Source organism: Pseudomonas sp. TE3552 (genome assembly GCF_056278945.1).
Map to the genome: position 1 here is coordinate 3,161,094 of NZ_JBWBQJ010000001.1, position 25,943 is coordinate 3,187,036.

21 protein-coding genes and 3 tRNA genes are annotated in these 25,943 nt (G+C 60.7%); 2 read left to right on the forward strand and 22 right to left on the reverse strand.

What is annotated here, in order from left to right:
* Positions 1-156: 156 nt before the first annotated feature.
* The 19 genes from ACZ9BB_RS14085 to leuC all read right to left on the reverse strand — a co-directional run bounded on the left by ACZ9BB_RS14085 (position 157) and on the right by leuC (position 19,244).
* Positions 157-233, reverse strand: a tRNA-Asp gene (locus tag ACZ9BB_RS14085).
* 93 nt (positions 234-326) lie between these two features.
* A tRNA-Asp gene (locus ACZ9BB_RS14090) sits at positions 327-403 on the reverse strand.
* Between the two features lie 54 nt (positions 404-457).
* Positions 458-533 (reverse strand) — tRNA-Val (locus ACZ9BB_RS14095).
* Positions 534-691: 158 nt separating this feature from the next.
* Positions 692-1,468, reverse strand: coding sequence for an SDR family oxidoreductase (locus ACZ9BB_RS14100; RefSeq protein ID WP_476214306.1), 777 nt, complete (start codon positions 1,466-1,468; stop codon positions 692-694).
* Positions 1,465-2,676, reverse strand: a complete 1,212-nt coding sequence (locus ACZ9BB_RS14105; protein WP_476214307.1) for an O-succinylhomoserine sulfhydrylase — start codon at positions 2,674-2,676, stop codon at positions 1,465-1,467. The genes ACZ9BB_RS14100 and ACZ9BB_RS14105 overlap by 4 nt, the downstream gene beginning before the upstream one ends.
* 63 nt (positions 2,677-2,739) lie before the next feature.
* Positions 2,740-4,245, reverse strand: a complete 1,506-nt coding sequence (gene purF, locus ACZ9BB_RS14110; protein ID WP_007905939.1) for an amidophosphoribosyltransferase — start codon at positions 4,243-4,245, stop codon at positions 2,740-2,742.
* A 41-nt stretch (positions 4,246-4,286) separates the two neighbouring features.
* Entirely contained in the window at positions 4,287-4,847 is a 561-nt protein-coding gene (locus ACZ9BB_RS14115) for a CvpA family protein (RefSeq protein WP_476214308.1), read from the reverse strand.
* 98 nt (positions 4,848-4,945) lie between these two features.
* A complete protein-coding gene (locus tag ACZ9BB_RS14120) occupies positions 4,946-5,614 on the reverse strand; it encodes an SPOR domain-containing protein (protein ID WP_476214309.1) in 669 nt (222 codons plus the stop codon).
* The gene (folC, locus tag ACZ9BB_RS14125) at positions 5,598-6,905 is read right to left on the reverse strand and encodes a bifunctional tetrahydrofolate synthase/dihydrofolate synthase (RefSeq protein ID WP_476214310.1); all 1,308 of its coding nucleotides are present in this window, start codon (positions 6,903-6,905) and stop codon (positions 5,598-5,600) included. Before folC ends, ACZ9BB_RS14120 begins: the two co-directional genes overlap by 17 nt.
* Positions 6,902-7,822 carry an acetyl-CoA carboxylase, carboxyltransferase subunit beta gene (accD, locus tag ACZ9BB_RS14130; protein WP_476214311.1) on the reverse strand — a complete coding sequence of 307 codons (921 nt, stop codon included), beginning with the start codon at positions 7,820-7,822 and terminating at the stop codon, positions 6,902-6,904. Before accD ends, folC begins: the two co-directional genes overlap by 4 nt.
* A gap of 183 nt (positions 7,823-8,005) precedes the next feature.
* Complete coding sequence (locus ACZ9BB_RS14135) at positions 8,006-8,629, reverse strand: phosphoribosylanthranilate isomerase (protein ID WP_476214312.1); 624 nt, start codon at positions 8,627-8,629, stop codon at positions 8,006-8,008.
* 63 nt (positions 8,630-8,692) lie between these two features.
* Positions 8,693-9,517 (reverse strand): tRNA pseudouridine(38-40) synthase TruA, encoded by an 825-nt coding sequence (truA, locus tag ACZ9BB_RS14140; protein ID WP_476218312.1) that lies wholly within the window; start codon positions 9,515-9,517, stop codon positions 8,693-8,695.
* Positions 9,518-9,799: 282 nt separating this feature from the next.
* A complete protein-coding gene (locus ACZ9BB_RS14145; RefSeq protein WP_476214313.1) occupies positions 9,800-12,409 on the reverse strand; it encodes a motility hub landmark protein FimV in 2,610 nt (869 codons plus the stop codon).
* A gap of 208 nt (positions 12,410-12,617) precedes the next feature.
* The gene (locus tag ACZ9BB_RS14150) at positions 12,618-13,628 is read right to left on the reverse strand and encodes an aspartate-semialdehyde dehydrogenase (RefSeq protein WP_476214314.1); all 1,011 of its coding nucleotides are present in this window, start codon (positions 13,626-13,628) and stop codon (positions 12,618-12,620) included.
* A gap of 275 nt (positions 13,629-13,903) precedes the next feature.
* Entirely contained in the window at positions 13,904-15,016 is a 1,113-nt protein-coding gene (gene asd, locus ACZ9BB_RS14155) for an aspartate-semialdehyde dehydrogenase (protein ID WP_237886921.1), read from the reverse strand.
* Between the two features lie 69 nt (positions 15,017-15,085).
* A complete protein-coding gene (gene leuB, locus ACZ9BB_RS14160) occupies positions 15,086-16,168 on the reverse strand; it encodes a 3-isopropylmalate dehydrogenase (protein WP_476214315.1) in 1,083 nt (360 codons plus the stop codon).
* A gap of 80 nt (positions 16,169-16,248) precedes the next feature.
* Entirely contained in the window at positions 16,249-17,016 is a 768-nt protein-coding gene (locus ACZ9BB_RS14165; RefSeq protein ID WP_007935188.1) for a class I SAM-dependent methyltransferase, read from the reverse strand.
* 153 nt (positions 17,017-17,169) lie between these two features.
* The gene (gene leuD / locus ACZ9BB_RS14170; RefSeq protein ID WP_476214316.1) at positions 17,170-17,814 is read right to left on the reverse strand and encodes a 3-isopropylmalate dehydratase small subunit; all 645 of its coding nucleotides are present in this window, start codon (positions 17,812-17,814) and stop codon (positions 17,170-17,172) included.
* 11 nt (positions 17,815-17,825) lie between these two features.
* Positions 17,826-19,244 (reverse strand): 3-isopropylmalate dehydratase large subunit, encoded by a 1,419-nt coding sequence (leuC, locus tag ACZ9BB_RS14175; RefSeq protein WP_476214317.1) that lies wholly within the window; start codon positions 19,242-19,244, stop codon positions 17,826-17,828.
* Positions 19,245-19,403: 159 nt separating this feature from the next.
* Here leuC and ACZ9BB_RS14180 point away from each other — a divergent pair, with 159 nt between their 5' ends.
* Positions 19,404-20,294, forward strand: a complete 891-nt coding sequence (locus ACZ9BB_RS14180) for a LysR family transcriptional regulator (RefSeq protein ID WP_476214318.1) — start codon at positions 19,404-19,406, stop codon at positions 20,292-20,294.
* An 84-nt stretch (positions 20,295-20,378) separates the two neighbouring features.
* On the forward strand, positions 20,379-23,657 hold the full coding sequence (locus ACZ9BB_RS14185; RefSeq protein WP_476214319.1) for a sensor domain-containing protein: 3,279 nt from the start codon (positions 20,379-20,381) through the stop codon (positions 23,655-23,657).
* Between the two features lie 92 nt (positions 23,658-23,749).
* Here ACZ9BB_RS14185 and ACZ9BB_RS14190 read toward each other — a convergent pair whose 3' ends face one another.
* From ACZ9BB_RS14190 to ACZ9BB_RS14200, 3 genes are all read right to left on the reverse strand, one after another.
* A complete protein-coding gene (locus ACZ9BB_RS14190; RefSeq protein ID WP_476214320.1) occupies positions 23,750-24,196 on the reverse strand; it encodes an Hsp20 family protein in 447 nt (148 codons plus the stop codon).
* A 121-nt stretch (positions 24,197-24,317) separates the two neighbouring features.
* Positions 24,318-25,277, reverse strand: a complete 960-nt coding sequence (locus tag ACZ9BB_RS14195) for a tRNA dihydrouridine synthase (protein WP_454867898.1) — start codon at positions 25,275-25,277, stop codon at positions 24,318-24,320.
* A gap of 182 nt (positions 25,278-25,459) precedes the next feature.
* Positions 25,460-25,897: an acyl-CoA thioesterase gene (locus tag ACZ9BB_RS14200; protein WP_476214321.1), complete on the reverse strand. Its 438-nt coding sequence runs from the start codon at positions 25,895-25,897 to the stop codon at positions 25,460-25,462.
* Between the last annotated feature and the right edge of the window lie 46 nt (positions 25,898-25,943).

Sequence of the window (25,943 nt, forward strand, 5' to 3'; positions counted from 1 at the left end):
GGCCTGGAAGACACAAGAGGGGAAAAAGTCAAATCGCAGGCACAAAAAACCCCGGTCTTTCGACCAGGGTCTTTGCTATCGACTCGAAGTAGACACCGGCTTTACCAGTGGCTTTCTTCATAGCTTCAAGGCGTTCAGTGGGCCTTGAGGCAGATATGGCGCAGCGGACGGGACTCGAACCCGCGACCCCCGGCGTGACAGGCCGGTATTCTAACCGACTGAACTACCGCTGCGTATCGCTTTGGACTTTCGCCCAAGTAACTCGTCTGACTGGAAAGCTTCGAGGCTTCTCAATCTCGAGACAGGTAAACCTGACTCGGAAAATATGGCGCAGCGGACGGGACTCGAACCCGCGACCCCCGGCGTGACAGGCCGGTATTCTAACCGACTGAACTACCGCTGCGCGTCGGTGGAGGCTTTTCAGCTTCCCTCTTGCTTACGCAAGAGTCTCAAGAAGTGGTGGGTGATGACGGGATCGAACCGCCGACATTCTGCTTGTAAGGCAGACGCTCTCCCAGCTGAGCTAATCACCCTTTGCTTCTCTGAGGCCGCGAAATTTACGCAGGTATCGAAGCTAAGTCAATACCCTGCTTGAAGTTTTTCTGAAAAAGACAAAATCATGTCATTTCCCGCAGCGCTGCCCACGGCCGCCTGCAACCTCAAGCCGCCGCTGTCGCGCCCCCTGCTCGAATTACTCGCTGTAAATCATCTTCTTGGTCATGCCACCATCGACCACGAATTCCTGACCCGTGACAAAACCGGCGTTCTTGGACAGTAACCACGCCACCATTGCCGCCACATCCTCAACCGTCCCTACCCTGCCCGCCGGATGCTGCGCATGATCGGCGTCGGTCAGAGGTTCGGCACGCCGTGCCGTTGGGTCTCGCGCATCAATCCAACCCGGGCTGACCGCGTTGACGCGAATCTCCGGCCCCAAACTGATGGCCAAGGCGTGAGTCAGGGCCAGCAAACCGCCCTTGCTCGCCGCGTAAGCCTCTGTGTCCGGTTCTGACTGCCCGGCGCGGGTCGAGGCCAGATTGACGATCGCGCCGCTGTGAGCACGCAGATACGGCGCGCAATGCTTGGCCAACAGCATCGGCCCACTGAGATTCACCGCCAGCACCCGGTTCCAGTAGGCCAGATCGAGGCTTTCCAGAGTGATGTTGTGCGGATCGGCCACCGCCGCATTGCACACCAGCGCATCCAGACGCCCGAACTGCCCCAGCACCTCAGCCACACCCAGCGCCACCTGCGCTTCATTCGCAACATCCATGGCGATGAACCAGGCATTTTCGCCAAGCACCTGCGCCACTTTCGAACCACGCACCCGATCCAGATCCGTCAGCACCACCTGCCAGCCTTCGCTGATCAGCCAGGCCGCGATCCCCAGACCAATGCCACGCGCCGCCCCGGTGACCAGTGCAACGCGGCCATGGGTGCCCGTGGCCGGCGCGGACAACTCGATCACAAGGCGGCCAACCCGCGCGCCAGATCGGCTTGCAGGTCTGCCACGTCTTCCAGACCGACCGCAATGCGGATCAGGCTGTCACGGATCCCCGCCGCTTCACGCTCTTGCGGTGCGAGACGGCCGTGGGAAGTGGTGCTCGGGTGCGTGATAGTAGTTTTGCTGTCGCCCAGGTTGGCGGTGATGGAGATCAGGCGAGTCGCATCGATAAAGCGCCAGGCACCCTCTTTGCCGCCCTTGACCTCGAAACTCACGACCGCACCGAAACCCTTCTGCTGGCGCTGGGCCAATTCGTGCTGCGGATGGCTCTTGAGGCCGGCGTAATGGACTTTCTCGATGCCGTCCTGCTGCTCCAGCCACTCGGCCAGTTGCTGGGCATTGGCGCAATGCGCCTTCATGCGCAGGCTCAGCGTTTCCAGGCCCTTGAGGAAGATCCAGGCGTTGAACGGGCTCAGGGTCGGCCCGGCGGTACGCAGGAAACCGACGACTTCTTTCATCTGCTCGCTGCGACCGGCCACGACACCACCCATGCAACGACCCTGGCCGTCGATGAACTTGGTCGCCGAGTGCACGACGATGTCCGCGCCGAGCTTCAGCGGCTGCTGCAACGCAGGTGTGCAGAAACAGTTGTCGACCACCAGCATCGCGCCCTTGGCGTGAGCAATTTCCGACAGTGCGGCGATGTCCACCAGCTCGGCCAGCGGGTTGGAGGGCGATTCGACGAAGAGCAACTTGGTGTTGGCCTTGATCGCTGCATCCCAACCGGACAAATCCGCCAGTGGCACGTAGTCGACTTCAATGCCGAAGCGCTTGAAGTACTTCTCGAACAGGCTGATGGTCGAACCGAACACGCTACGCGACACCAGCACGTGATCACCGGCGCTGCACAGGCTCATCACCACCGCCATGATCGCCGCCATGCCGGTCGCCGTGGCCACCGCCTGTTCAGCGCTTTCGAGCGCAGCAATGCGCTCTTCGAACGCGCGCACGGTCGGGTTGGTGTAGCGCGAGTAAACGTTGCCCGGCACTTCCCCGGCAAAGCGCGCAGCCGCGTCGGCGGCAGTACGGAATACATAGCTGGACGTGAAGAACATCGGATCACCGTGTTCGCCTTCCGGCGTGCGGTGCTGACCGGCGCGTACGGCCAGGGTATCGAACGCTACGCCTTCGAGGTCGCTGTCCAGCCGACCGGCATCCCAATCCTGACTCATGCTGTCACTCCTTGCCTTGTTCGGTAGTAGATACAAAACCGGCCCCTCAGGGCCGGTAGAAACTCAGTTGTTGTACAGATCAATGATCGCGCTGACTGCCTGCGTCTTGACCTTGGAGGCATCATTACGCGCCTGCTCGATCTTATTCAGGTAAGCCTCGTCGACGTCGCCGGTGACGTACTGGCCGTCGAACACCGCGCAATCGAATTTCTCGATCTTGATCTTGCCGCCACCGACCGCTTCGATCAAGTCAGGCAGGTCCTGATAGATCAACCAGTCAGCGCCGATCAGGTCAGCCACGTCCTGGGTCGAACGGTTGTGGGCGATCAGCTCGTGAGCGCTCGGCATGTCGATGCCATAGACGTTCGGGTAGCGAACGGCCGGTGCCGCGGAGCAGAAATAGACGTTTTTGGCGCCGGCTTCGCGAGCCATCTGGATGATTTGCTTGCAGGTGGTGCCGCGAACGATGGAGTCGTCCACCAGCATCACGTTCTTGCCGCGGAATTCCAGCTCGATGGCGTTGAGCTTCTGGCGTACGGATTTTTTCCGTGCAGCCTGGCCTGGCATGATGAAGGTCCGGCCGATGTAGCGGTTCTTCACGAAGCCTTCGCGGAACTTGACGCCCAGGTGGTTCGCCAGTTCCAGGGCCGCGGTGCGGCTGGTGTCCGGGATCGGGATGACCACGTCGATGTCGTGATCCGGACGTTCGCGCAGGATCTTCTCGGCAAGCTTCTCGCCCATGCGCAGACGGGCTTTGTAAACCGAGACGCCGTCGATGATCGAGTCCGGACGCGCCAGGTAGACGTGTTCGAAGATGCACGGAGTCAACGATGGGTTGGTCGCGCACTGACGGGTGTGCAGCTTGCCGTCTTCAGTGATGTAGACCGCTTCGCCCGGTGCCAGGTCGCGAATCAGGGTGAAACCGAGTACGTCCAGCGAAACGCTTTCGGAAGCGATCATGTACTCGACGCCTTCGTCGGTATGACGCTGGCCGAAAACGATCGGGCGGATGCCGTGCGGATCGCGGAAACCGACGATGCCGTAACCGGTCACCATCGCCACGACCGCGTAACCACCGACGCAACGGTTATGCACGTCGGTGACAGCCGCGAACACGTCTTCTTCGGTCGGCTGCAACTTGCCACGCTGGGCCAGCTCGTGCGCGAACACGTTGAGCAGCACTTCCGAGTCAGAGTTGGTGTTGACGTGGCGCAGGTCAGATTCGTAAATCTCCTTGGCCAGCTGTTCAACGTTGGTCAGGTTACCGTTGTGCGCCAGGGTGATGCCGTACGGCGAGTTGACGTAAAACGGTTGAGCTTCGGCCGAGGTCGAGCTGCCCGCGGTCGGGTAACGCACATGGCCAATGCCCATGTGGCCGACCAGGCGCTGCATGTGACGCTGATGGAACACGTCACGCACCAGGCCATTGTCCTTGCGCAGGAATAACCGGCCATCATGGCTGGTCACGATACCGGCAGCGTCCTGGCCGCGGTGCTGGAGGACGGTTAGCGCGTCATACAGCGCCTGATTGACGTTCGACTTACCGACGATACCGACGATGCCACACATGCGACGCAACCCCTACTTAATGGATCTGAACTGAACACAACTCACTGAGGCGTTTTGGCCGTCGGCAAGAGGTGCTCCTTGAACGGTATATCAGCGGGTACGCTGATTCCGCTGGCAAGCCACTGACTGCTCCACCCAAGAATCAGGTTTTTGGACCAGTCTGCGACCAATAGAAATTTTGGCACGAGCTGTGATTGTTGCCACCACCCGTCCTGCTGTACCGGCCCCAGGCTCAACAGCCCGACCGCCACGACCACCAGCAACACGCCACGCGCTGCGCCAAAGGCCATGCCGAGGAATCGATCGGTCCCGGATAGCCCGGTGACGCGAACCAATTCGCCGATAAGATAATTGATCATTGCGCCTACGATTAAAGTGGCGACAAACATGATGGCACAGCCCGTGATCACACGAGCCGATGGCGTTTCGATGTATCCGCCAAGGTACTCGGACAATGAGCCACCGAACATCCAGGCGACGACTCCTGCGATGATCCAGGTCACCAGCGATAGTGCTTCTTTGACGAAGCCGCGGCTCAAGCTGATCAAAGCGGAGATGGCGACGATTGCAACGATCGCCCAATCAACCCAGGTAAATGGCACAGTGCAGCCTACTGACGGATAAGGCGGCGCATTTTAGCAGAGCCCATGGCTGTCGGTAAGCTGAGATTGTCAGTGCTTTTCAAATCAGGGCGATAGTTTTAACCACGCTCAGGCTGGAAACGCACCACAAAACCCTTGAGGTTCTGCTGGCGACTCAACAAGTCACGCAGACGATCGGCTTCCGCGCGCTCGATCAGCGGTCCGACGAACACCCGATTCTTCCCATCGGCGGAGCGGATATAGGCGTTATAGCCTTGGCTACGCAAGGTTTTCTGCAGGCTTTCAGCGCTTTCACGGCTCGACAGGCTGGCCAGTTGCACCGACCAACTGACCGACAGGCCATTGGCATCGACGCGGCTTGGGGTGGTGCTCGGCTTGCTCGGCGCGACAGCGATTGGCTGGGTAGGTGTCGGTACAGGCTTGGCGACTGGCGCCGCAGGCGGTGTGACCGGTTTGGCAGCCGGCGGCGCTGGCACTGGCGCTACAGGAGCACTTGGCGCAATCGGTGCCGACGGCGCTTGCTGCTCGGCAATTTCGTCGTCGCTCGGCACAGGCTCTTGCGGCAAGGCCTGCGGCTCAGGCACCGCCACCGGCTCGATCTGCACTTGCGGCATTGCCGGCGCATGCGGCGCAGCAGGCGCGTCGACCGTCACCTGGCGCTGCTCGTCCTGACGGGAAAACAGCATTGGCAGGAAAATCACCGCCAGCGCCACCAGCACCAGGGCACCGACCATGCGCTGCTTGTACGCCTTATCCAGCAAAGCCATTTGCCGCTTCCTCCGTGGAGTGCCGGGCCAGCCATTCAAGGGCCTCGGCGACACAGTAAAATGATCCGAACAACAGAATTTCGTCGTCGCTCGTCGCCTGCGCGCACTGCCCTTCCAGGGCGGCGGCCACGCTGTCATAAGACGTTACCGAGGCGCCAAGGTTCTGCAACGCCGCGTGCAACTGCGCAACCGGCCGCGCCCGTGGCGAATCCAGCGGTGCGACAGCCCAATGCTGGACACTAGCATTCAACTCACCGACAACACCATCCAGATCCTTGTCCGCCAACAATCCGAACACCGCCAGACGCTTGCCGGCAGGCGGTCGGCTGGCCAGACGCCGGGCCAGATATTCGGCCGCATGGGGGTTATGCCCCACGTCCAGTAGCAGATTCAGACGCTTGCCCTGCCAGTCGAACTGACGGCGATCGAGACGCCCGACCACTCGCGTCGCTTTCAAGGCTTCGATAATCTGCGCATCCACCCAAGGCAAACCGAGCAGCAGGTAAGCCTGCAACGCCAGCGCGGCGTTTTCCATCGGCAGATCGAGCAACGGCAGATCATGCAACTCGACCGCACGCCCTTGAGCATCAAGGCCGCGCCATTGCCAGTTGTGATCGGTGATACCCAAATCGAAATCGCGCCCGCGCAGGAAAAACGGGCAATTGAGCTCGCGCGCTTTATCCAGCAGAGGTTGTGGAGGGTTCAGGTCGCCGCAGAGTGCCGGCGCGCCCTGACGGAAAATGCCGGCCTTTTCGAAGGCCACGGATTCGCGGGTATCGCCCAGGTAATCCGCATGATCGACGCCAATGCTGGTCACCAGCGCGATATCGGCATCCACCACATTGACGGTGTCCAGGCGTCCGCCCAGGCCGACTTCCAGCACCACCGCATCGAGACCGGCCTGTTGAAACAGCCAGAACGCCGCCAAGGTGCCCATTTCGAAGTAAGTCAGGGACGTATCGCCACGACCCGCCTCAACCGCAGCAAAGGCTTCGCACAGCTGAGCGTCAGTGGCTTCGACACCATTGACCTGCACCCGCTCGTTGTAACGCAGCAGGTGCGGAGAATTGTAGACACCCACGTTCAGGCTCTGCGCCCGCAGCAATGAAGCCACGAACGCGCAGGTAGACCCTTTGCCGTTGGTGCCGGTGACCGTGATCACCCGAGGCGCCGGCTTGCCCAGTCCCATGCGGGACGCTACCTGTTGCGAACGCTCCAGCCCCATATCGATGGCCGACGGATGCAACTGCTCGAGGTAGGCGAGCCACTCGCCAAGGGTGCGCTCGATCATATGTTCGCAGGTACCGGCGGAACCACGATCGGCTCAACTGGCGCGGCGACGTATTTGGGCGTCGGCTTGCCGGTCAGTTGCGCCAGCAGATTGCCCAGACGCGGACGCAGCTCCTGACGAGGAATGATCATATCGATCGCGCCGTGCTCCAGCAGGAACTCACTGCGCTGGAAGCCTTCCGGCAGTTTTTCGCGAACGGTCTGCTCGATCACACGCGGACCGGCGAAACCGATCAAGGCTTTAGGCTCACCGACGATCACGTCGCCGAGCATTGCCAGGCTGGCGGAAACACCACCGTAGACCGGGTCGGTCAGTACCGAGATGAACGGGATGCCTTCTTCGCGCAGACGCGCCAGCACCGCGGAGGTCTTGGCCATTTGCATCAGGGAAATCAGTGCTTCCTGCATCCGCGCACCGCCGGAAGCGGAGAAGCAGATCATCGGGCAACGGTTTTCCAGGGCGTAGTTGGCGGCGCGAACAAAGCGCTCACCGACGATGGCGCCCATCGAACCACCCATGAAGGAGAATTCGAAGGCCGACACCACGACCGGCATGCCCAGCAAGGTGCCGCTCATGGAAATCAGCGCGTCTTTTTCGCCGGTCTGCTTTTGCGCAGCGGTCAGGCGATCCTTGTACTTCTTGCCGTCACGGAATTTCAGGCGGTCAACCGGCTCCAGGTCCGCGCCCAGTTCGGCACGACCGTCAGCGTCGAGGAAGATATCGATGCGCGCACGAGCGCCGATACGCATGTGGTGGTTGCACTTGGGGCAAACGTCCAGGGTCTTTTCCAGCTCCGGACGATACAACACCGCCTCGCAAGACGGGCATTTGTGCCACAGACCTTCAGGCACCGAGCTCTTCTTGACCTCGGAACGCATGATCGAAGGGATCAGTTTGTCTACTAACCAGTTGCTCATGCTTTCTTTCTCCAGTACCGGCGGCCCGAACACTCTGGTTCGCAACCCCGCGTATGCCCTTGAGCTAAATTCATATGTGCGGCGATGATCAATCGATTGCCGGGTCAGCGAAACGTGACCTGCGTACAACCCAAAAACCCTCAGCCATGCCTGTGGACGGCGGCAGTGTGCCAGCCGTCACATCTACAGGCTCCTGCGTACAGCTTTGATGAATGCGTGAATCTTTGCGTGATCCTTGATGCCCTTGCTCGCCTCTACTCCCCCGCTGACGTCCACCGCGTAAGGCCGAACCCGGGCAATCGCCTCGGCGACGTTGTCCGGGGTCAAGCCGCCGGCCAGGATGATCGGCTTGCTCAGGCCTTGCGGTATCAATGACCAGTCGAAAGCTTCACCGGTTCCCCCGGGGACGCCTTCGACGTAAGCGTCGAGCAGGATGCCGCTGGCGCTGGCGAAGGCATCGCAAGCTGCCGCGATGTCATCACCGGCCTTGACCCGCAACGCCTTGATGTACGGCCGGTGCCAGCCTTCGCAATCGGCCGCGGCTTCATCACCATGGAACTGCAACAGGTCCAGCGGCACGGCGTCGAGGATTTCCCCCAGCTCGCAGCGACTGGCGTTGACGAACAAACCCACAGTGGTCACGAACGGAGGCAAGGCCTGGATGATCGCCCTCGCCTGCTGGACAGTCACGGCCCGCGGGCTTTTGGCGTAGAACACAAATCCGATGGCATCGGCCCCGGCCTCGACCGCCGCCAACGCATCTTCTATGCGGGTAATCCCACAAATTTTGCTGCGAACGGCTGACATGTCGATAGAACCTCAGGACAAATCCGGGAAAGTCCCGGATGGTAACAAAAGCGTTCGAAGGCGTCAGCCGTCAAGTTCCGAGAAGCCCGTGAGGAAGTGTGGACCGATGTAACGCTCGGGCAACTCGAACTCGTCGCGGTACTCGACCTGCACCAGGTACAGGCCAAACGGATGGGCCGTTACCCCGCCGGAACGACGGATACGACTTTCCAGCACTTCTTTCATCCACTCCACAGGACGCTCGCCGGCACCGATGGTCATCAGCACACCGGCGATGTTGCGCACCATGTGGTGCAGGAACGCGCTGGCGCGGATATCCAGCACGATCATTTTACCGTGGCGCGTCACGCGTAAATGATGCAGCTCCTTGATCGGCGACTTGGCCTGGCACTGGCCGGCGCGAAATGCGCTGAAGTCGTGGGTGCCGACCAGATACTGAGCGGCCTCGGCCATGCGCTCGACGTCCAGCGGGCGGTGATTCCAGGTAATTTCTTCGTTCAGGTGCGCCGGGCGGATCTGATCGTTGTAGATCACGTAGCGATAGCGCCGGGCGATCGCCTTGAACCGCGCATGGAAATGCGCCGGCATGACCTTGGCCCAACTGACGCTGACGTCGTGGGGCAAGTTGATATTGGCGCCCATCACCCAGGCCTTCATCGAACGCTCGACCTGGGTATCGAAATGCACCACCTGTCCGCAGGCATGCACACCGGCATCAGTGCGCCCGGCACAGAGCAGCGACACAGGTGAGTCGGCGACTTTGGACAAGGCCTTTTCAAGGGTTTCCTGCACCGTGAGCACACCGGAGGCCTGGCGCTGCCAGCCGCGATAACGCGAACCTTTGTATTCAACGCCCAACGCGATCCGGAAGAAGCCGTCGGCCGCCATTTCGGCGGCCGGATTATCTATATTTGCCAAGGGGTGACAGCCTGCTGATGTACGCAAAGGCAGGCATTATAAGGCTGTCGGGCGGGGACGCCAGAGGGATCTCCATTGACTGTTCCGACCTCTTCGCGGTCAAGCCCGCTCCCACAAGGATCTTTGGCGCCTACAAAACCTGCGGGAGCAGGCTTGCCCGCGATAGCAATCTCGCAGGCGCCAACGCATCACCGCCCAAACAAAAACGGCAGCCTCGATGGGCTGCCGTTTTGTTTACGCCTTACCGGTGTCTCACGCCAGGCGCGCCAGCATTTCCTTGGCTTCGCTCTTCTGACCAGCATCGCCCTCGGTCACCACCTCATTGAGGATGTCCCGGGCGCCGTCGTTATCGCCCATATCGATGTAGGCCTGGGCCAGGTCGAGTTTGGTGGCAACTTCGTCGGTGCCGGAGAGGAAATCGAGTTCATCATCTGCCGAGGCCAAAGCGTCTTCCTCGGTGAAACTCGGCTCACCGAGGCTCTGGGACAAACGCTCCAGCTCAGCGTTGACATCGTTGAGTTCGTTTTCGAAGGCGTCAGGCTGATCCGGGGTAGCGTCCATCTCATCGGCCAGCGACAGGTCGAAGTCCAACGGCAGCTCCAGGTCGTCGAGCGGCGCTTCTGTTGCCGCCGGCGCTTCGGCGGCAGGCAAGTCCTTGAGATCCTCATCCAGGCTCAGCAGGAAGTCGTCTTCGGCCAGGGTTGCCGGCGAAGCATCGCCGCCCAGATCCATGTCCAGGTCAAAGTCTGACAGATCGTCGAGGTTTTCCTTGATTTCGGTCTGCTGTTGCAACACCGACTCAAAACTCAGGTCGTCGTCCAGCGGGAATGCGTCCAGCTCAGCCACAGACTCTGGTTCAGGCTCTGGCTCAGGTTGCGACGCAACTGCCGGCGCAACCGGAACCGCCGCCTCCAGATCATCCAGGCTCAGATCGAAGGCGCTGTCGAAGTCATCATCCAATGCCGGTTCCGGAGCTTGCGGCTCGTCCAGCAGCAGTTCCTTGACGTATTGCGCGTCCAGCTCGGCGGCGATCGCCGCGGCGGCCAAACCACTCGCTGCTACGACTGCCATCGCCGGGAAGCGGCTTTTCAGCTGTTCGACCCGGGCGAAGTTGTCGCCGTTGGCTACCAGTTGACGCTCCTGAGCGACGAACGCATCGCGGTCACCTTGCTGACCGTAGACCTCCATCAGTTTCAGGCGCAGGTCACTGCGTTGCGGCTCTTGCTTGATACCGTCTTCCAGCAACGCGGCGGCCTGATTCAGACGACCGGCCGCGATGTGCGACTGCGCCTGAGCCAGTACGTCGTCAGTGCGTTCGGCAGCAGGCGATACCAGCGGCGCAGCGATCGGCGGCGTCACCACGACCGGGGTAATTACCGGGGCCGGTGCTGGCGCAGGTGTTGGCGCAGTCGCAAGTTTCACGCTTGGCGGCGGAACTTCCAGACCTTCAAAGCTGCTTTCCGGCAGGTCGAGATCGGCGGAGAACTCTTGTTCCTCAGCCAGGGCACGGGCCATGCGCAGGTGCTTCTCGGCCTCTTGCTGCGCTTTGCGACGACGCGCCAGCAACAGCAGCAACAGCAACAGAACCACCGCACCGCCGCCCACCAGACCCAGCAGGATCGGATTGGTCAGCAGTTCGTTGAACTTCTGTTCGTCGGACGCCGCAGGCGTCGGCTCGACAGGCGGCGCCGCGACGACTTCCGGCGCAGGTGTTGCCGGAACCACATCTGCAGGCGTTGCAGGATTGGCTGCCAGCTCAGCCGACAGCACCGGAGCTGCCGCGGGGGCCGGTGCGTTCGCGCCGCCTTCAGCCTGCAGCTTGGCCAACTGATTGTTCTTCAGCTCAATCAGGCGTTGCAGCTTATCTACCTGACTTTGCAGATCACTCATGCGGCTTTTCAGTTCAGCGTTGTCACGACGAGCCGTGTCGAGGCTTTCCTGGGTCACGGCCAGCTTGTTGCTCAAGGCTTTCGCATCACCGGCGGCACCTTTGCCACGGCCCTTGCCGGTGTCGGCGGAAACCAGGCTCAGCTTGTCTACGGCGGGTTGCGACGAAGCACCTTCACCGCGAGCGCGCTTGGTGGCATCGAGTTGCTGCTGCCCGGTACCGGGTTTCGCCACGTAGCGACGGCCCTGACGCCATGCGGTGTTCTGCGCGGCGACTTCAGCGATGGCCTTGGGTTGCGGCAGGTTGGCACTTTGCGCCTGATCAGGCAGACGCAGCACCTGACCGGTTTTCAGTCGGTTGATGTTACCGTCGATAAAGGCATCCGGATTCAGCGCCTGGATGGCCAGCATGGTCTGCTGGATCGAACCGCCGCTACGCGCCTTGGCGGCGATTTCCCAAAGGGTATCGCGCGGTGTGGTGGTGTGTTGCGATGGCTTGCTCGCGCCGGTGACCGGCGCGGTGACTGCTTGGGCCGGCGCCGGTTGCGCGGCGGCATCGGCGGTCTGTGGCGAGAATTTGGACGGATCGAGCAGCACGCTGTAATCACGCAGCAGACGACCGTTAGGCCACATCACCTGAACCAGGAATTTCACCATCGGTTCGGACAGCGGTTTACTGGACGTGACACGCAGGATGCTTTTGCCGCTGGCATTAAGTACCGGGGTGAAGGTCAGGTCGTTGAGAAACGCCTGGCGGTCGACACCGGCCTTGGCGAAATCGTCGGGCGAAGCCAGGCTCGGCACCACTTCGGCGGCCGTGAGGTCCTTGACGTCGAGCAACTCGATTTCCGCCACCAAAGGCTGGTTCAGCGTGGACTTCAGGGTCAACTCCCCAAGCCCGAGGGCATGCGCCATACCGGAGGACAGCGCCGAGGCGGCCGCTATTGCTAACACCAGTTTGCGAACTTGAACCATAGCCTCATCCTTTGTTTGAACATTCCTCGGCCAGCGAGAAGGTGTTGATAACCGCTGCCGTAAGGCATTGCGTGCGGCGACGAAGGGTCGTCGCGCGCGATCATTTCATTCATGCGACGCAAAACCCTGCGAGGGGTTCGCCTTAAACAATCCGGCCGAGCATAACGCCCGGCCAGATTCATTCGACAAAATTGTTGCCAAGTATCTTTTACAGCAGGTCTTTTATCAACAATTCAGCCACCTGCACAGCATTGAGCGCGGCACCTTTGCGTACGTTATCTGACGTCAGCCACATATTAAGTTCCGCCGGATCGTCGATCCCGCCGCGAACCCGACCAACGTAAACCACGTCCTGCCCTACCGCATCGCCGACCGGGGTCGGGTAATCGCCCGCCTCGACCAGCTCAATGCCGGGCGCCGCTTCCAGTGCCGCGTTGACTTTCGCCAGGTCGACAGCGCCCGACGATTGCAGAGTCACGCTAAAGCTATCGCCAAAAAACACCGGGGCTTGAATGCAAGTGACAGAAATCTTTAATAAAGGAAGCGCCACGAGCTGACGCAGCTCGCGCACCAGGCGTTTTTCCAGCAGCGTATGGCCTTGGGCATCAGGCGTACCGACTTGCGCCAGCAGGTTGAAAGCCATCTGCCGATCGAAGAAAGCCGGCTCCAGTGGACGCACATTGAGCAGCTCGGCGGTTTGCCGGGCCAGCTCGCTGACCGCTTCGCGGCCTTGGGCAGACACCGCCAGACACGCCGTCAAGCTGATGCGTTGGAGGTCGAGAAAACCGAGCAACGGCGCCAGCACCACCGCCAGGGTCGCGGCCGAAGGACTTGGGCTGCTGACCTGGAAGGGCTTTTTCAGGCTGGCCAGCATTTCAGGGTTGGCCTCAGGCACCACTTGCGGCGCTTGATCGGCCGGCAAGGCGCCGGACAGGTCGATCAACGAGCAACCGGCGGCGGTGGCTCGCGGGGCGAAACTGAGGGTCACCGCCGGGCCGGCCGCAAAAAACACAAGCTGGACTTTGCTGAAATCGAACTCATCGACTTCCCGTACCCGCACGTTCTTGCCGCGAAACGGCACCGAATGCCCGGCCGATTCACTGCTCGCCAGCAGGTGCAGGTTGCCGACCGGGAAATCCCGCTCTTCGAGAATCTGGACGAGTGTTTCGCCGACAGTACCGGTGGCGCCGATCACGGCAATATCGAAGGACTGGCTCATGGTTCTACCTCTGGCGAAACGGGGGGAGCGGCACTTTACCGGGTGGCTGGTGGTGAGGCAATGAATGGGGAAGCCTTGTAGCAGCTGCCGAAGGCTGCGTTCGAGGACGAAGTCCTCGTCATGGCGATCCCGATCATTCAGGCAAACCGCGCGCGCAGGGTTTACGACTGCTGCGCAGCCGGACGCAGGCTTCGCCAGCTGCTACAGAAGTTGGATGGCGCGCATAAAAAACCCGCACCTCTTTCAAGGCGCGGGTTCTTCATTACTTCAACAGATCAACGCTCAAGCAGAATCCGCAGCATGCGACGCAGCGGTTCGGCCGCGCCCCACAGCAGTTGGTCGCCGACGGTGAAGGCACCGACGAACTGCGAACCCATGTTCAGCTTGCGCAGACGGCCAACCGGCACGTTCAGGGTACCGGTAACCTTTGTAGGGCTCAGCTCCTGCATGCTGATCTCACGGTTGTTCGGCACCAGCTTGACCCAAGGGTTGTGCTGGCTGATCAGCCCTTCGATGTCGGCGATCGGCACGTCTTTGTTCAGCTTGATGGTCAGCGCCTGGCTGTGGCAACGCATGGCGCCGACGCGCACGCAGATGCCGTCCACCGGGATCGGGCTCTTGAAGCGACCGAGGATCTTGTTGGTCTCGGCCTGGGCCTTCCACTCTTCGCGGCTCTGGCCGTTCGGCAGTTCCTTGTCGATCCACGGGATCAGGCTGCCAGCCAGCGGTACGCCGAAGTTCTCGGTCGGGTACGCGTCGCTGCGCATGGCTTCGGCCACACGACGGTCGATGTCGAGGATGGCGCTGGCCGGGTCGGCCAGTTGATCGGCGACAGCGGCGTGGGTCACACCCATTTGCTTGATCAGTTCACGCATGTGCTGCGCGCCGCCACCGGAGGCCGCCTGATAAGTCATGGCGCTCATCCATTCCACCAGACCGGCTTCGAACAGACCACCCAGGCCCATCAGCATCAGGCTGACGGTGCAGTTGCCGCCGATGTAGTTCTTGGTGCCCGCGTCGAGCTGCTGGTCGATGACCTTGCGGTTCACCGGGTCCAGCACGATCACCGCGTCATCCTGCATGCGCAGGCTGGAAGCGGCATCGATCCAGTAACCCTGCCAGCCGGCTTCGCGCAGTTTCGGGAACACTTCGCTGGTGTAGTCGCCACCCTGGCAGGTCAGAATCACGTCGAGGGTTTTCAGCTCTTCAATGCTGTAAGCGTCCTTGAGCGGAGCAATGTCCTTGCCCACGGACGGGCCTTGGCCACCGACATTGGAAGTGGTGAAAAACACCGGCTCAATAAGATCGAAATCCTGCTCTTCCAGCATCCGCTGCATGAGCACGGAACCGACCATACCGCGCCAACCGATCAGACCTACACGTTTCATCGCAACTACACCTTCTTTAAAAAGTGGGCCGCTGCTTTCAAGGTTGAAAATTGCAGCGGGCCAGAGAGATTACAGATTCCGCAGCGCGGCGACTACTGCATCGCCCATTTCCTGCGTACCGACCTTGGTGCAACCGGCCGACCAGATGTCGCCCGTGCGCAGGCCCTGATCCAATACCAGGCTCACGGCCTTCTCGATAGCGTCGGCCGCATCCTGCAGATTGAAGCTGTAACGCAGCATCATCGACACCGACAAAATGGTCGCCAACGGGTTGGCAATGCCCTTGCCAGCGATGTCTGGCGCCGAACCGTGGCACGGCTCGTACATGCCTTTGTTGTTGGCATCCAGCGACGCCGACGGCAGCATGCCGATAGAGCCGGTGAGCATCGACGCTTCGTCGGAAAGAATGTCGCCGAACAGGTTGTCGGTGACGATCACGTCGAATTGCTTCGGCGCACGCACCAGTTGCATGGCGGCGTTGTCGACGTACATGTGGCTCAGTTCGACGTCCGGATAGTCCTTGGCCACTTGCTCGACCACTTCACGCCACAGTTGGCTGGAAGCCAGCACGTTGGCCTTATCCACCGAGCACAGCTTCTTGCCGCGCACCCGCGCCATGTCGAAACCGACACGGGCGATACGGCGGATTTCAGTTTCGCTGTACGGCAAGGTGTCGTAAGCCTGACGCTCGCCGTTTTCCAGTTCACGTACACCGCGTGGCGCGCCGAAGTAGATACCGCCGGTCAGCTCACGGACGATCAGGATGTCCAGGCCGGCAACGATTTCTGCCTTCAGGCTGGAAGCCTCGGCCAGTTGCGGGTACAGGATCGCCGGACGCAGGTTGCCGAACAGGCCCAGTTGCGCACGGATTTTCAGCAAACCGCGCTCAGGACGGATGTCACGCTCGATGGTGTCCCATTTCGGGCCGCCCACGGCGCCCAGCAATACCGCATCGGCGGCACGGGCACGATCCAGGGTTTCGTCAGCCAGCGGCACGCCGTGCTTGTCGATGGCGGCGCCACCGATCACGTCATGGCTCAGTTCGAAGCCCAGGCTGTACTTTTCGTTCGCCAGCTCCAGCACCTTGACCGCTTCGGCCATGATTTCCGGGCCAATACCGTCACCCGGGAGAATCAGAATCTGCTTGCTCATGCTTTCCTCATGTCATCAGTCGGCATGCCCGTGGGCACACCCGGAAAAATTCTATCGCTCGGCGGCTTATGTTTCAGAGCTTATCGTTCAGCCATCAGCACCAGCACATCGGTACTGAACGAACCATCGGCCTCAATCTCAAAATATTCGCGCACTTCGTTGCCCATCGATTGCTGCAACTCGAGGATCGCCGCGCGCATCACCTGCGGCGTGCGCATGCGCTCGACCCAGGAGGTGTACTCCAGACGCAACCGTTGGCGCGTGGTGCTGCGGGTATGCAACCCCGCCTCGCTGACCTGACGCAACCACTCGCCGGCAGAATAATCGCGTACGTGGCTGGTGTCGCGCAGCACTTCGACGCTTTGCAGGTAAGTGTCGAACAACGGGCTGCCCGGCGACAACACATCGATGAACGCCGCCACCCCGCCCGGCTTCAACACCCGGCGAACTTCGCGCAGGGCCACACCGAGGTCGCTCCAATGGTGCGCCGAATAGCGGCTGAAGACGAAGTCGAACTCGCCATCGGCGAACGGCAGACGCTCGGCGGCGCCGTTGACCGTGGTCACATTGCTCAAACCCCGGTCGACAGCGGCGGCGGCAACCACATCGAGCATCTGCTGGGACAGGTCGTAAGCGACTACTTCCTTGACCAGCGAGGCCACATGAAAACTCACATGACCGGCGCCGCAACCCAGGTCCAGTACCCGGGCATCGCCCTGCCCCGCCAGTTCAGCCTGTAGCAGCGCGAACTCGGTGCCTTGAGCGTGTACGGCGCTGCTCAGGTAGGCCGAGGCCTGTTCACCGAATTGTTTTTGTACGACCTGACTGTGTTGGGCGGTGCTGGTCATCGGGGCTTCCTTTTGGGAATGAGTCTTGTGGTGTCTGTGCGGACCTCTTCGCGGGCAAGTCGGATCGCCGCACCGCTCGCTCCTACAGGGGAATGCAGTTCAACCGTAGGAGCGAGGCTTGCCCGCGAAGGCGTCATCAAGCCTTACGCAAAATCACGCGTCGCGAAACAACCACGGCTGGCTCGCGCGGTGTTTGGCTTCAAACGCAGCAATCGACTCGTGGTCCTGCAAGGTCAGGCCGATATCGTCCAGGCCATTGAGCAGGCAGTGTTTGCGGAAGGCATCGATCTCGAAGCTCAGCACTTTGCCGTCCGGACGGGTCACGGTCTGGGCCTGCAAATCGATCTGCAACTGGTAGCCCGGGTTCGCTTCAACCTGCTTGAACAGCTCATCGACTTCAGCGTCGCTCAAGATGATCGGCAGCAAGCCGTTCTTGAAGCTGTTGTTGAAGAAGATGTCGGCATAGCTCGGCGCGATGATGCTGCGAAAACCGTACTCTTCCAGCGCCCACGGCGCGTGCTCGCGACTGGAGCCGCAACCGAAGTTTTCACGGGCCAGCAACACACTGGCACCCTGATAACGCTCGGCGTTGAGGACGAAGTCCTTGTTCAACGGGCGCTTGGAGTTGTCCTGATACGGCTGGCCAACGTCCAGATAACGCCACTCATCGAACAGGTTCGGACCGAAACCGGTGCGCTTGATCGACTTCAAGAACTGCTTCGGGATGATCTGGTCGGTGTCGACGTTGGCACGATCCAAAGGCGCGACAAGACCAGTGTGCTGGGTAAAAGCTTTCATGCTGCGCTCCTTTAGATCAATTCACGGACGTCGACGAAACGACCGTTCACAGCGGCGGCGGCGGCCATGGCCGGGCTGACGAGGTGGGTACGACCACCGGCGCCCTGACGGCCTTCGAAGTTACGGTTGGAGGTCGACGCGCAATGCTCGCCCGACTCCAAACGGTCCGGGTTCATCGCCAGGCACATCGAGCAGCCAGGCTCACGCCATTCAAAACCGGCCTCGATAAAAATCTTGTCCAGACCTTCGGATTCGGCCTGAGCCTTCACCAGCCCCGAACCCGGCACCACGATGGCCTGCTTGATGGTCGAAGCCACTTTGCGGCCTTTGGCGATCACCGCGGCGGCGCGAAGGTCTTCGATCCGCGAGTTGGTGCAGGAACCGATGAATACACGGTCCAGCTGAATGTCGGTGATCGCCTGATTGGCGGTCAAACCCATGTATTTCAACGCGCGTTCGATGGAGTCACGCTTGACCAGGTCCATTTCCTTGGCCGGGTCCGGCACGTTCTGATCCACGGCCAACACCATCTCAGGCGAGGTGCCCCAGCTGACTTGCGGCTTGATCTGAGAGGCATCGAGCTCGACGATGGTGTCGAACTTGGCATCGGCGTCGGAGACCAGGTCTTTCCAGGCTTCGACGGCCAAATCCCATTCCGCGCCCTTCGGAGCAAATGGACGGCCCTTGACGTAGGCCACGGTTTTTTCGTCGGCGGCCACCAGGCCAACACGGGCGCCGGCTTCGATGGACATGTTGCAGATGGTCATGCGGCCTTCAACGGACAGGTCGCGAATCGCGCTACCGGCGAACTCAATGGCGTGGCCATTACCGCCGGCGGTGCCGATCTTGCCGATCACGGCCAGGACGATGTCCTTGGCAGTCACGCCGAACGGCAATTGACCTTCGACCGATACCAGCATGTTCTTCATCTTTTTCGCGACCAGGCACTGCGTGGCGAGTACGTGCTCGACCTCGGAAGTACCAATACCGTGAGCCAGGGCACCGAACGCGCCGTGGGTCGAGGTGTGGGAGTCGCCGCAGACCACGGTCATGCCCGGCAAGGTTGCGCCCTGCTCCGGGCCGATGACGTGGACGATGCCTTGGCGGACGTCGTTCATCTTGAATTCGACGATGCCGTATTCGTCGCAGTTATCGTCGAGGGTCTGAACCTGCAAGCGCGAGACCTGGTCGACAATCGCTTCGATGCCGCCCTTGCGTTCCGGGGTGGTCGGCACGTTGTGGTCCGGGGTCGCGATGTTGGCATCGATACGCCAAGGCTTGCGCCCGGCCAGGCGCAGGCCTTCGAAGGCTTGCGGCGAGGTCACTTCGTGGATGATGTGACGATCGATGTAGATCAGCGCAGAGCCATCGTCGCGCTGCTTGACCAAATGCGAATCCCAGAGCTTGTCGTAGAGCGTTTTGCCGGCCATCAGACGGTTTCCTCATCAGCTTGTTTCTATGTCCCGGGCTTTGAACGTTTCAATAACCCCTTGGCTTGTGAGGTCGATCCTAGGGGGTTACATTAAATAACTCAAATTCATATTTTTTATGCTTTGCATAACCAACTGGAATGCCACTGAGACCTCATCATGGACCTCGCCAACCTCAATGCTTTTATCGCGATTGCCGAGACCGGAAGCTTCTCCGGCGCCGGCGAGCGGCTGCACCTGACACAACCGGCCATCAGCAAACGTATCGCCGGGCTCGAGCAACAATTGAAGGTGCGGCTGTTCGATCGACTGGGCCGGGAAGTCGGCCTGACCGAGGCCGGTCGCGCCCTGCTGCCACGGGCCTATCAGATCCTCAATGTGCTGGATGACACCCGTCGCGCCCTGACTAATCTGACCGGCGAGGTCAGTGGCCGCCTGACATTGGCCACCAGTCATCACATTGGCCTGCACCGTTTGCCGCCCTTATTAAGGGAGTTCACCCGGCGTTACCCACAAGTGGCGCTGGATATTCAGTTCCTCGACTCGGAAGTGGCCTACGAAGAAATCCTCCATGGCCGCGCCGAACTGGCGGTCATCACCCTTGCACCGGAGCCCCATGGGCTGGTGAAAGCCACACCGGTGTGGGATGACACGCTGGATTTTGTGGCCGCACCGGAGCATTCGCTGATCAGCAACGGCGCGGTCAGCCTCGCGGACATTGCCCTGCACCCGGCGGTTTTCCCCGGCGGCAACACCTTTACCCACCATATCGTGCAGCGCCTGTTCGAGGCCCAGGGCCTGACGCCGAACATCGCCATGAGCACGAATTATCTGGAAACCATAAAGATGATGGTCTCGATCGGCCTGGCCTGGAGTGTTTTGCCGCGCACCATGCTGGATGATCAAGTGGCGCGCATACCTTTGCCGGGCATACAGCTCACTCGCCAGCTAGGCTATATCCTGCACACCGAACGGACGCTGTCGAACGCGGCACGGGCCTTTATGGCTCTGCTGGATGCACAAATCGATCAGCCAGGGACTCGCGGCTAAGCTGTGCTTCTTTTTTTTGTGCTACGCCTATAGAGCCCCAAAACCCTGTGCCTAACGCCCAATTCAGCCCAAGGCCTGTTATCCATGCCCAAATCTGTTGAACGTACGCCGCCGATGCCGCGAATTCAGGCACTTGATCCAAAACGGTCCGAACAAAGCTGGGAAAGCGCCCCGCAGTTGCTGGCGGCCCTCAACGGTGCTCGGCTGGGCGCCTGGTATTGGGACATCGAGCGGGGGCAAATCAGCTGGTCACGGGGGACTCAGGCGTTGTTCGGTTTCGATCCCCGGCAACCGTTGCCCGAGGACCTGGAATACCTCGACCTGCTGCCCCAGGAAGATCGGGCAAAAGCCATTCGCGCTTTCCATGCGGTAATCGCCGGCGCACCGCTGGAACAGGCCATGCACCACCGCATCCGCTGGCCCGACGGCAGCCTGCATTGGCTGGAAATCAACGGCAGCCTGCTACCGGACAAAAACGGCCGGCCGCGCATGATCGGGGTCATTCGTGAAATCACTCATCAGCGCCAGCGCGAACAGGCGTTGAGCAGCTCGGAAAAACGCTTCGCCACGCTGTTTCACCTGTGCCCGAACATGGTGCTGTTGACCCGCCAGGAGGACGGACTGATCAGCGAAGCCAACCAGTATTTCGAAAGTCTGTTCGGCTGGCCGGTGCAAGACGCCATCGGCCGAACCACGCTGGAGCTGGGGCTTTGGGTCAACCCGGAACAACGGGCGCAACTGGTCAAGGCCACCAAGGCCAAAGGCGAGCTGATCAACATGGAGGTGCAGTTTCGCGCCAGCAATGGGCAGGTTCACGACGGCATCCTCAGCGCGCAAAAGGTTGAACTCGAAGGCCAGCCTTATCTGCTGAGTACGTTCCTCGACACCACCGAACGCAAAATCGCCGAGCACGCCCTCAAAGACAGCCAGGAACGCCTCGACCTGGCCCTGGATTCGGCGCAACTCGGCACCTGGGACTGGCACATCCCCAGCGGCATGCTTTACGGCTCGGCGCGGGCCGCCCAACTGCATGGGCTGGAGCCCAAACCCTTCCATGAATCCTTCGATGCATTTTTCGAAGGCGTGCCCGACGAAGAACGCGACACCATGCGCGACGCCTACCGCAGCCTGCGCGAAGGCCCGGCCGGCAATTACCAGGTGACTTACCGTGTGCAGCTAACGGATGGCAGCTCGCGCTACCTGGAAAGCCGCGCCAGGCTCTACCGCGATGAACACGGCAACCCGCTGCGCATGGCCGGCACGCTGCTGGACATCACCGATCAAGTGGAGCGCGAACAGCAACTGGTGGCGTCGGAAGAGAAGTTCGCCACCTTGTTCCAGGTCAGCCCGGACCCGATCTGCGTCACGCGCCAGGACACCGGCCATTTCATCGAAATCAACTCCAGCTTCACCCAGACGTTTGGCTGGAGCACCACCGACGTGATTGGCCGCAGCGCCGACGAAATCGGCCTGTGGGATGCTTCGGCGAAAAGCCTGCAAAGGATCGAGCGGGTCATCCGCGAACAAGGCCTGAACAATGTGGCGATCATCGTTCAGCACAAGGACGGGCAGTCCCTGACGTGCGTGATCTCCAGCCGCCAGATCAGCGTCGGCGAGCAGCCGTGCATCGTCACCACATTGCGCGACATCACCCAGCAGCAACGCTCGGAAGCAGCGCTCAAGGCCAGCGAGGAGAAATTCGCCAAGGCTTTCCACTCAAGCCCCGACGCCATCACCATTACCGAGCGCGACACCGGGCGCTACCTGGAGGTTAACGACGGTTTCTGTCGCCTGACCGGTTACCGCGCCGATGAAGTGATCGGGCGCACGGTGTATCAGGTCGGCATCTGGGCCGAAGAAAAGCAACGCTCGGCGCTGCTGGCGGAGCTACAGATCAAGGGCCGGGTTCATCACCAGGAAATGCTCGGGCGCAACAAACGCGGCGAGTTGCTGACGGTGGAAGTCTCGGTGGAGCCGATCACCCTCAACGAAACGGCGTGCCTGCTGCTGACCGCCCGGGACGTCAGCCTGCTGAAAAATGCCGAAGCGCAGATCCGTCACCTGGCCTACCACGACCCGCTGACCAACCTGCCCAACCGCGCACTGTTGATGGATCGCCTGAGCCAACAGATCGCCCTGCTCAAGCGCCACAACCTGCGCGGCGCCCTGATGTTCCTCGATCTCGACCACTTCAAGCACATCAATGACTCCCTCGGCCACCCGGTGGGCGACACAGTGCTGAAGATCATCACTGCGCGTCTTGAAGCCAGCGTGCGCATGGAAGACACCGTCGCGCGCCTGGGCGGTGACGAATTCGTGGTACTGCTCAGCGGCCTGGAAGGCTCGCGCGGCGAGGTCAGCGCTCAGGTCCGGGAACTGGCGGACACCTTGCGCGAACTGCTGTCCGAACCGATGTTCCTCGACGGGCAACGCCTGCAAGTGACACCGAGCATCGGTATCGCGCTGATTCCCGATCACGGCTCGACTCCGACCGATTTGCTCAAGCGCGCCGATATCGCCCTCTACCGCGCCAAGGACTCGGGCCGCAACACCACGCAGATGTATCACAACACCATGCAGAAGGCCGCCAGCGAACGCCTGCGCATGGAAACCGACCTGCGCCTGGCCCTTTCCCGGGGCGAGTTCAGCGTGCAATACCAACCTCAGGTGGATGCCCGCGACAACCGCATTACCGGCGCCGAAGCCCTGGTGCGCTGGCACCATCCGCAGCTGGGTGCGCAATCGCCTACCGAGTTCATCAAGGTGCTGGAAGACAGCGGGCTGATTCTGGAAGTCGGCACGTGGATCCTCGATGAAGCCTGCGCGGCCTTCAAACATCTGATCGCCAACGGCCTGATCGACCCGCTCGACTTCAGCCTGTGCGTGAACATCAGCCCACGGCAGTTCCGCCAGAACGATTTCGTCGAACGCATCGAACACAGCCTGGGCAGCCACGGCCTGCCCTGCTCGTTATTGAAACTGGAAATCACCGAAGGCATCGTCATCCAGAACCTGGACGACACCATCAGCAAAATGCGTCGCCTGAAAAAACTCGGCGTGAGCTTTGCCATGGACGATTTCGGTACCGGGTATTCCTCGCTGACCTACCTCAAGCGCCTGCCGGTAGACACCCTGAAAATCGACCAGTCGTTCATCCGCGACGCCACCACCGACCCCAACGATGCCGAAATCATTCGCGCCATCGTCGCCATGGCCCGCAGCCTGGAGTTGAAAGTCATCGCCGAAGGGGTGGAAACCACGGAGCAGCTGGAATTCTTGCAGGGCCTGGGTTGCCATTTCTATCAGGGGTATTTGCACAGCCGGCCGCTGCTGGTGGAGGAGTTTCAGAAGCTGTTGAAATAAGGCGATGCAGCAACTGCCGAGCCGCTACGTACGGCTGCTACATGGGCACAAAAAAGGGCGCCAGTGGATGGCGCCCTTTTTGTTGCTTTGACTCAGTGCTGCAAAGCCGGTTTTTCCGCCCCGTTGATCGGGATGCGTTTGGCTTTCGCCTCTTCCGGAATCACGCGCAGCAGGTCGATGCTCAACAAACCATTACTAAGGCCGGCAGACTTGATTTCAATATGGTCCGCCAGACGGAAGGACAGTTTGAAGGCGCGCTGAGCGATGCCTTGGTACAGATAGGTGACGTTTTCGTCCGCGTCACGTTTGCCGCCACTTATGGTCAGCACGCCTTTTTCCACTTGCAGATCCAGGTCGTCTTCCTGGAAACCGGCGGCCGCTACAACGATGCGGTATTGGTCATCACCGTATTTTTCAACGTTGTAGGGTGGGTAGGTGCTGCCTGGCTCATTGCGCAGGGCGGTTTCGAACAGGTCGTTGAAACGGTCGAAACCTACCGAGGAACGGAACAGTGGGGCCAGGGAAAATGCAGTACTCATGATTCAAATCTCCTGAACATAATCAGCAAGTTTTTTTGTCTCCGCGACCCGAATTCGGCATCGCGTAATCCTTAGATAAGGACCGCTGATTACTTTTCAAGAGATTATTTCAAGATTTTTTTCAGGCCGCTTCAGACACCTGCAAACCCAGCAAACGCGAGACATTATCCAGTTCGGTCTCACGACGCAGGACGGTGAACAGCTCTACCGCTTCAGGATAATTGCGGGTCAGCATAGCCAGCCATTGCTTCAAGCGGCCCGGTGATTGACGTGGCGTCATCTGTGCCTTGGCTTGCAGCCAGAAGTCCTGAATCAGCGGCAGCAACTCGGCCCAGGTCATCTCGACAACGTCTTCACCAGCGCGGGCGGCGGCGATTTGTCGGGCCAGGTCCGGGCGCGATACCAGTCCACGACCGAGCATGATGTCTTCGACGCCGCTGATCTCGCGGCAACGACGCCAGTCCTCGACGCTCCAGATGTCGCCGTTGGCAAACACCGGCACCTTGACCACGTCCTGCACCCGAGGGATCCATTCCCAGTGAGCTGGCGGCTTGTAGCCATCGGTCTTGGTCCGCGCATGGACCACGATGTGCGCCGCGCCGCCTTCAGCCAAGGCCGTGGCGCAAACCAGCGCACCGTCCGGGCTATCGAAACCGAGGCGCATCTTGGCGGTCACCGGGATATGCGCGGGTACGGCACGACGGACGTGTTCGACGATTTGGTTGAGCAGTTCAGGCTCTTTGAGCAGCACCGCGCCGCCACGGGATTTGTTGACGGTCTTGGCCGGGCAGCCAAAGTTCAGGTCGATGACTTCGGAACCCAACTCGCAGGCCAGTGCGGCGTTTTCCGCCAGGCACACCGGATCGGAGCCGAGCAGTTGCACCCGCAACGGCACACCGGAGGCGGTCCGGGCGTCAGTCAGCAGTTCCGGGCCGAATTTGTGGTAATAGGCAGGCGTGAGCAGTTGATCGTTGATCCGAATGAATTCGGTCACGCACCAATCAATACCGCCCACACGGGTCAGCACGTCCCGCAGGATGTTGTCGACCAACCCCTCCATGGGCGCCAAAGCAATTTGCATGAAAAACACACTCAACGAAAAACGTGCGGCAGTTTACTGGATAATCTAATGAAAGACTTGCGCATACCTCTGTGGCGAGGGGGCTTGCCCCCGTTCGGCTGCGCAGCAGTCGTAAATCATAAATAGGTCTTGGGGTCGCTATGCGACCCAACGGGGGCAAGCCCCCTCGCCACAGGATCGTGTCAGCTTGAAGCTTGCAACGCCGGGCCGTAGCCCTCGATGAACTCCGCCGGCATGCGTTTGGGCTTGCCGGTCGACAGCTCGATGCACACGAAAGTGGTCTGCGCCCGCAGCAACGTGGTGTTGTCGCTGGGGCGTTTGAGCTGGAAGTGGCGGGTCATTTTCAGGCGCTGGTCCCAATCGACGATCCAGGTCGCCAACTGCAATTCGTCACCCTCATAGGCCGCTGTCAGGTAATCGATCTCGTGCCGCACCACCGCCATTGCGCGGTCCAGCCGACGGTACTCGACCAGATCCAGGCCAAGCCGTTGCGAGTGACGCCAGGCGCAGCGTTCGAGCCAGCTTACGTACACCGCGTTGTTCGCGTGGCCCAGCCCGTCGATGTCCTCGGCGCCCACTTCCAGATCAATGATAAACGGCGTTGCCCGATCCCAGCCCATGCCCCACTCCCGGTCAGATTATTTCGACCGGGGCAGTGTAGCGGAA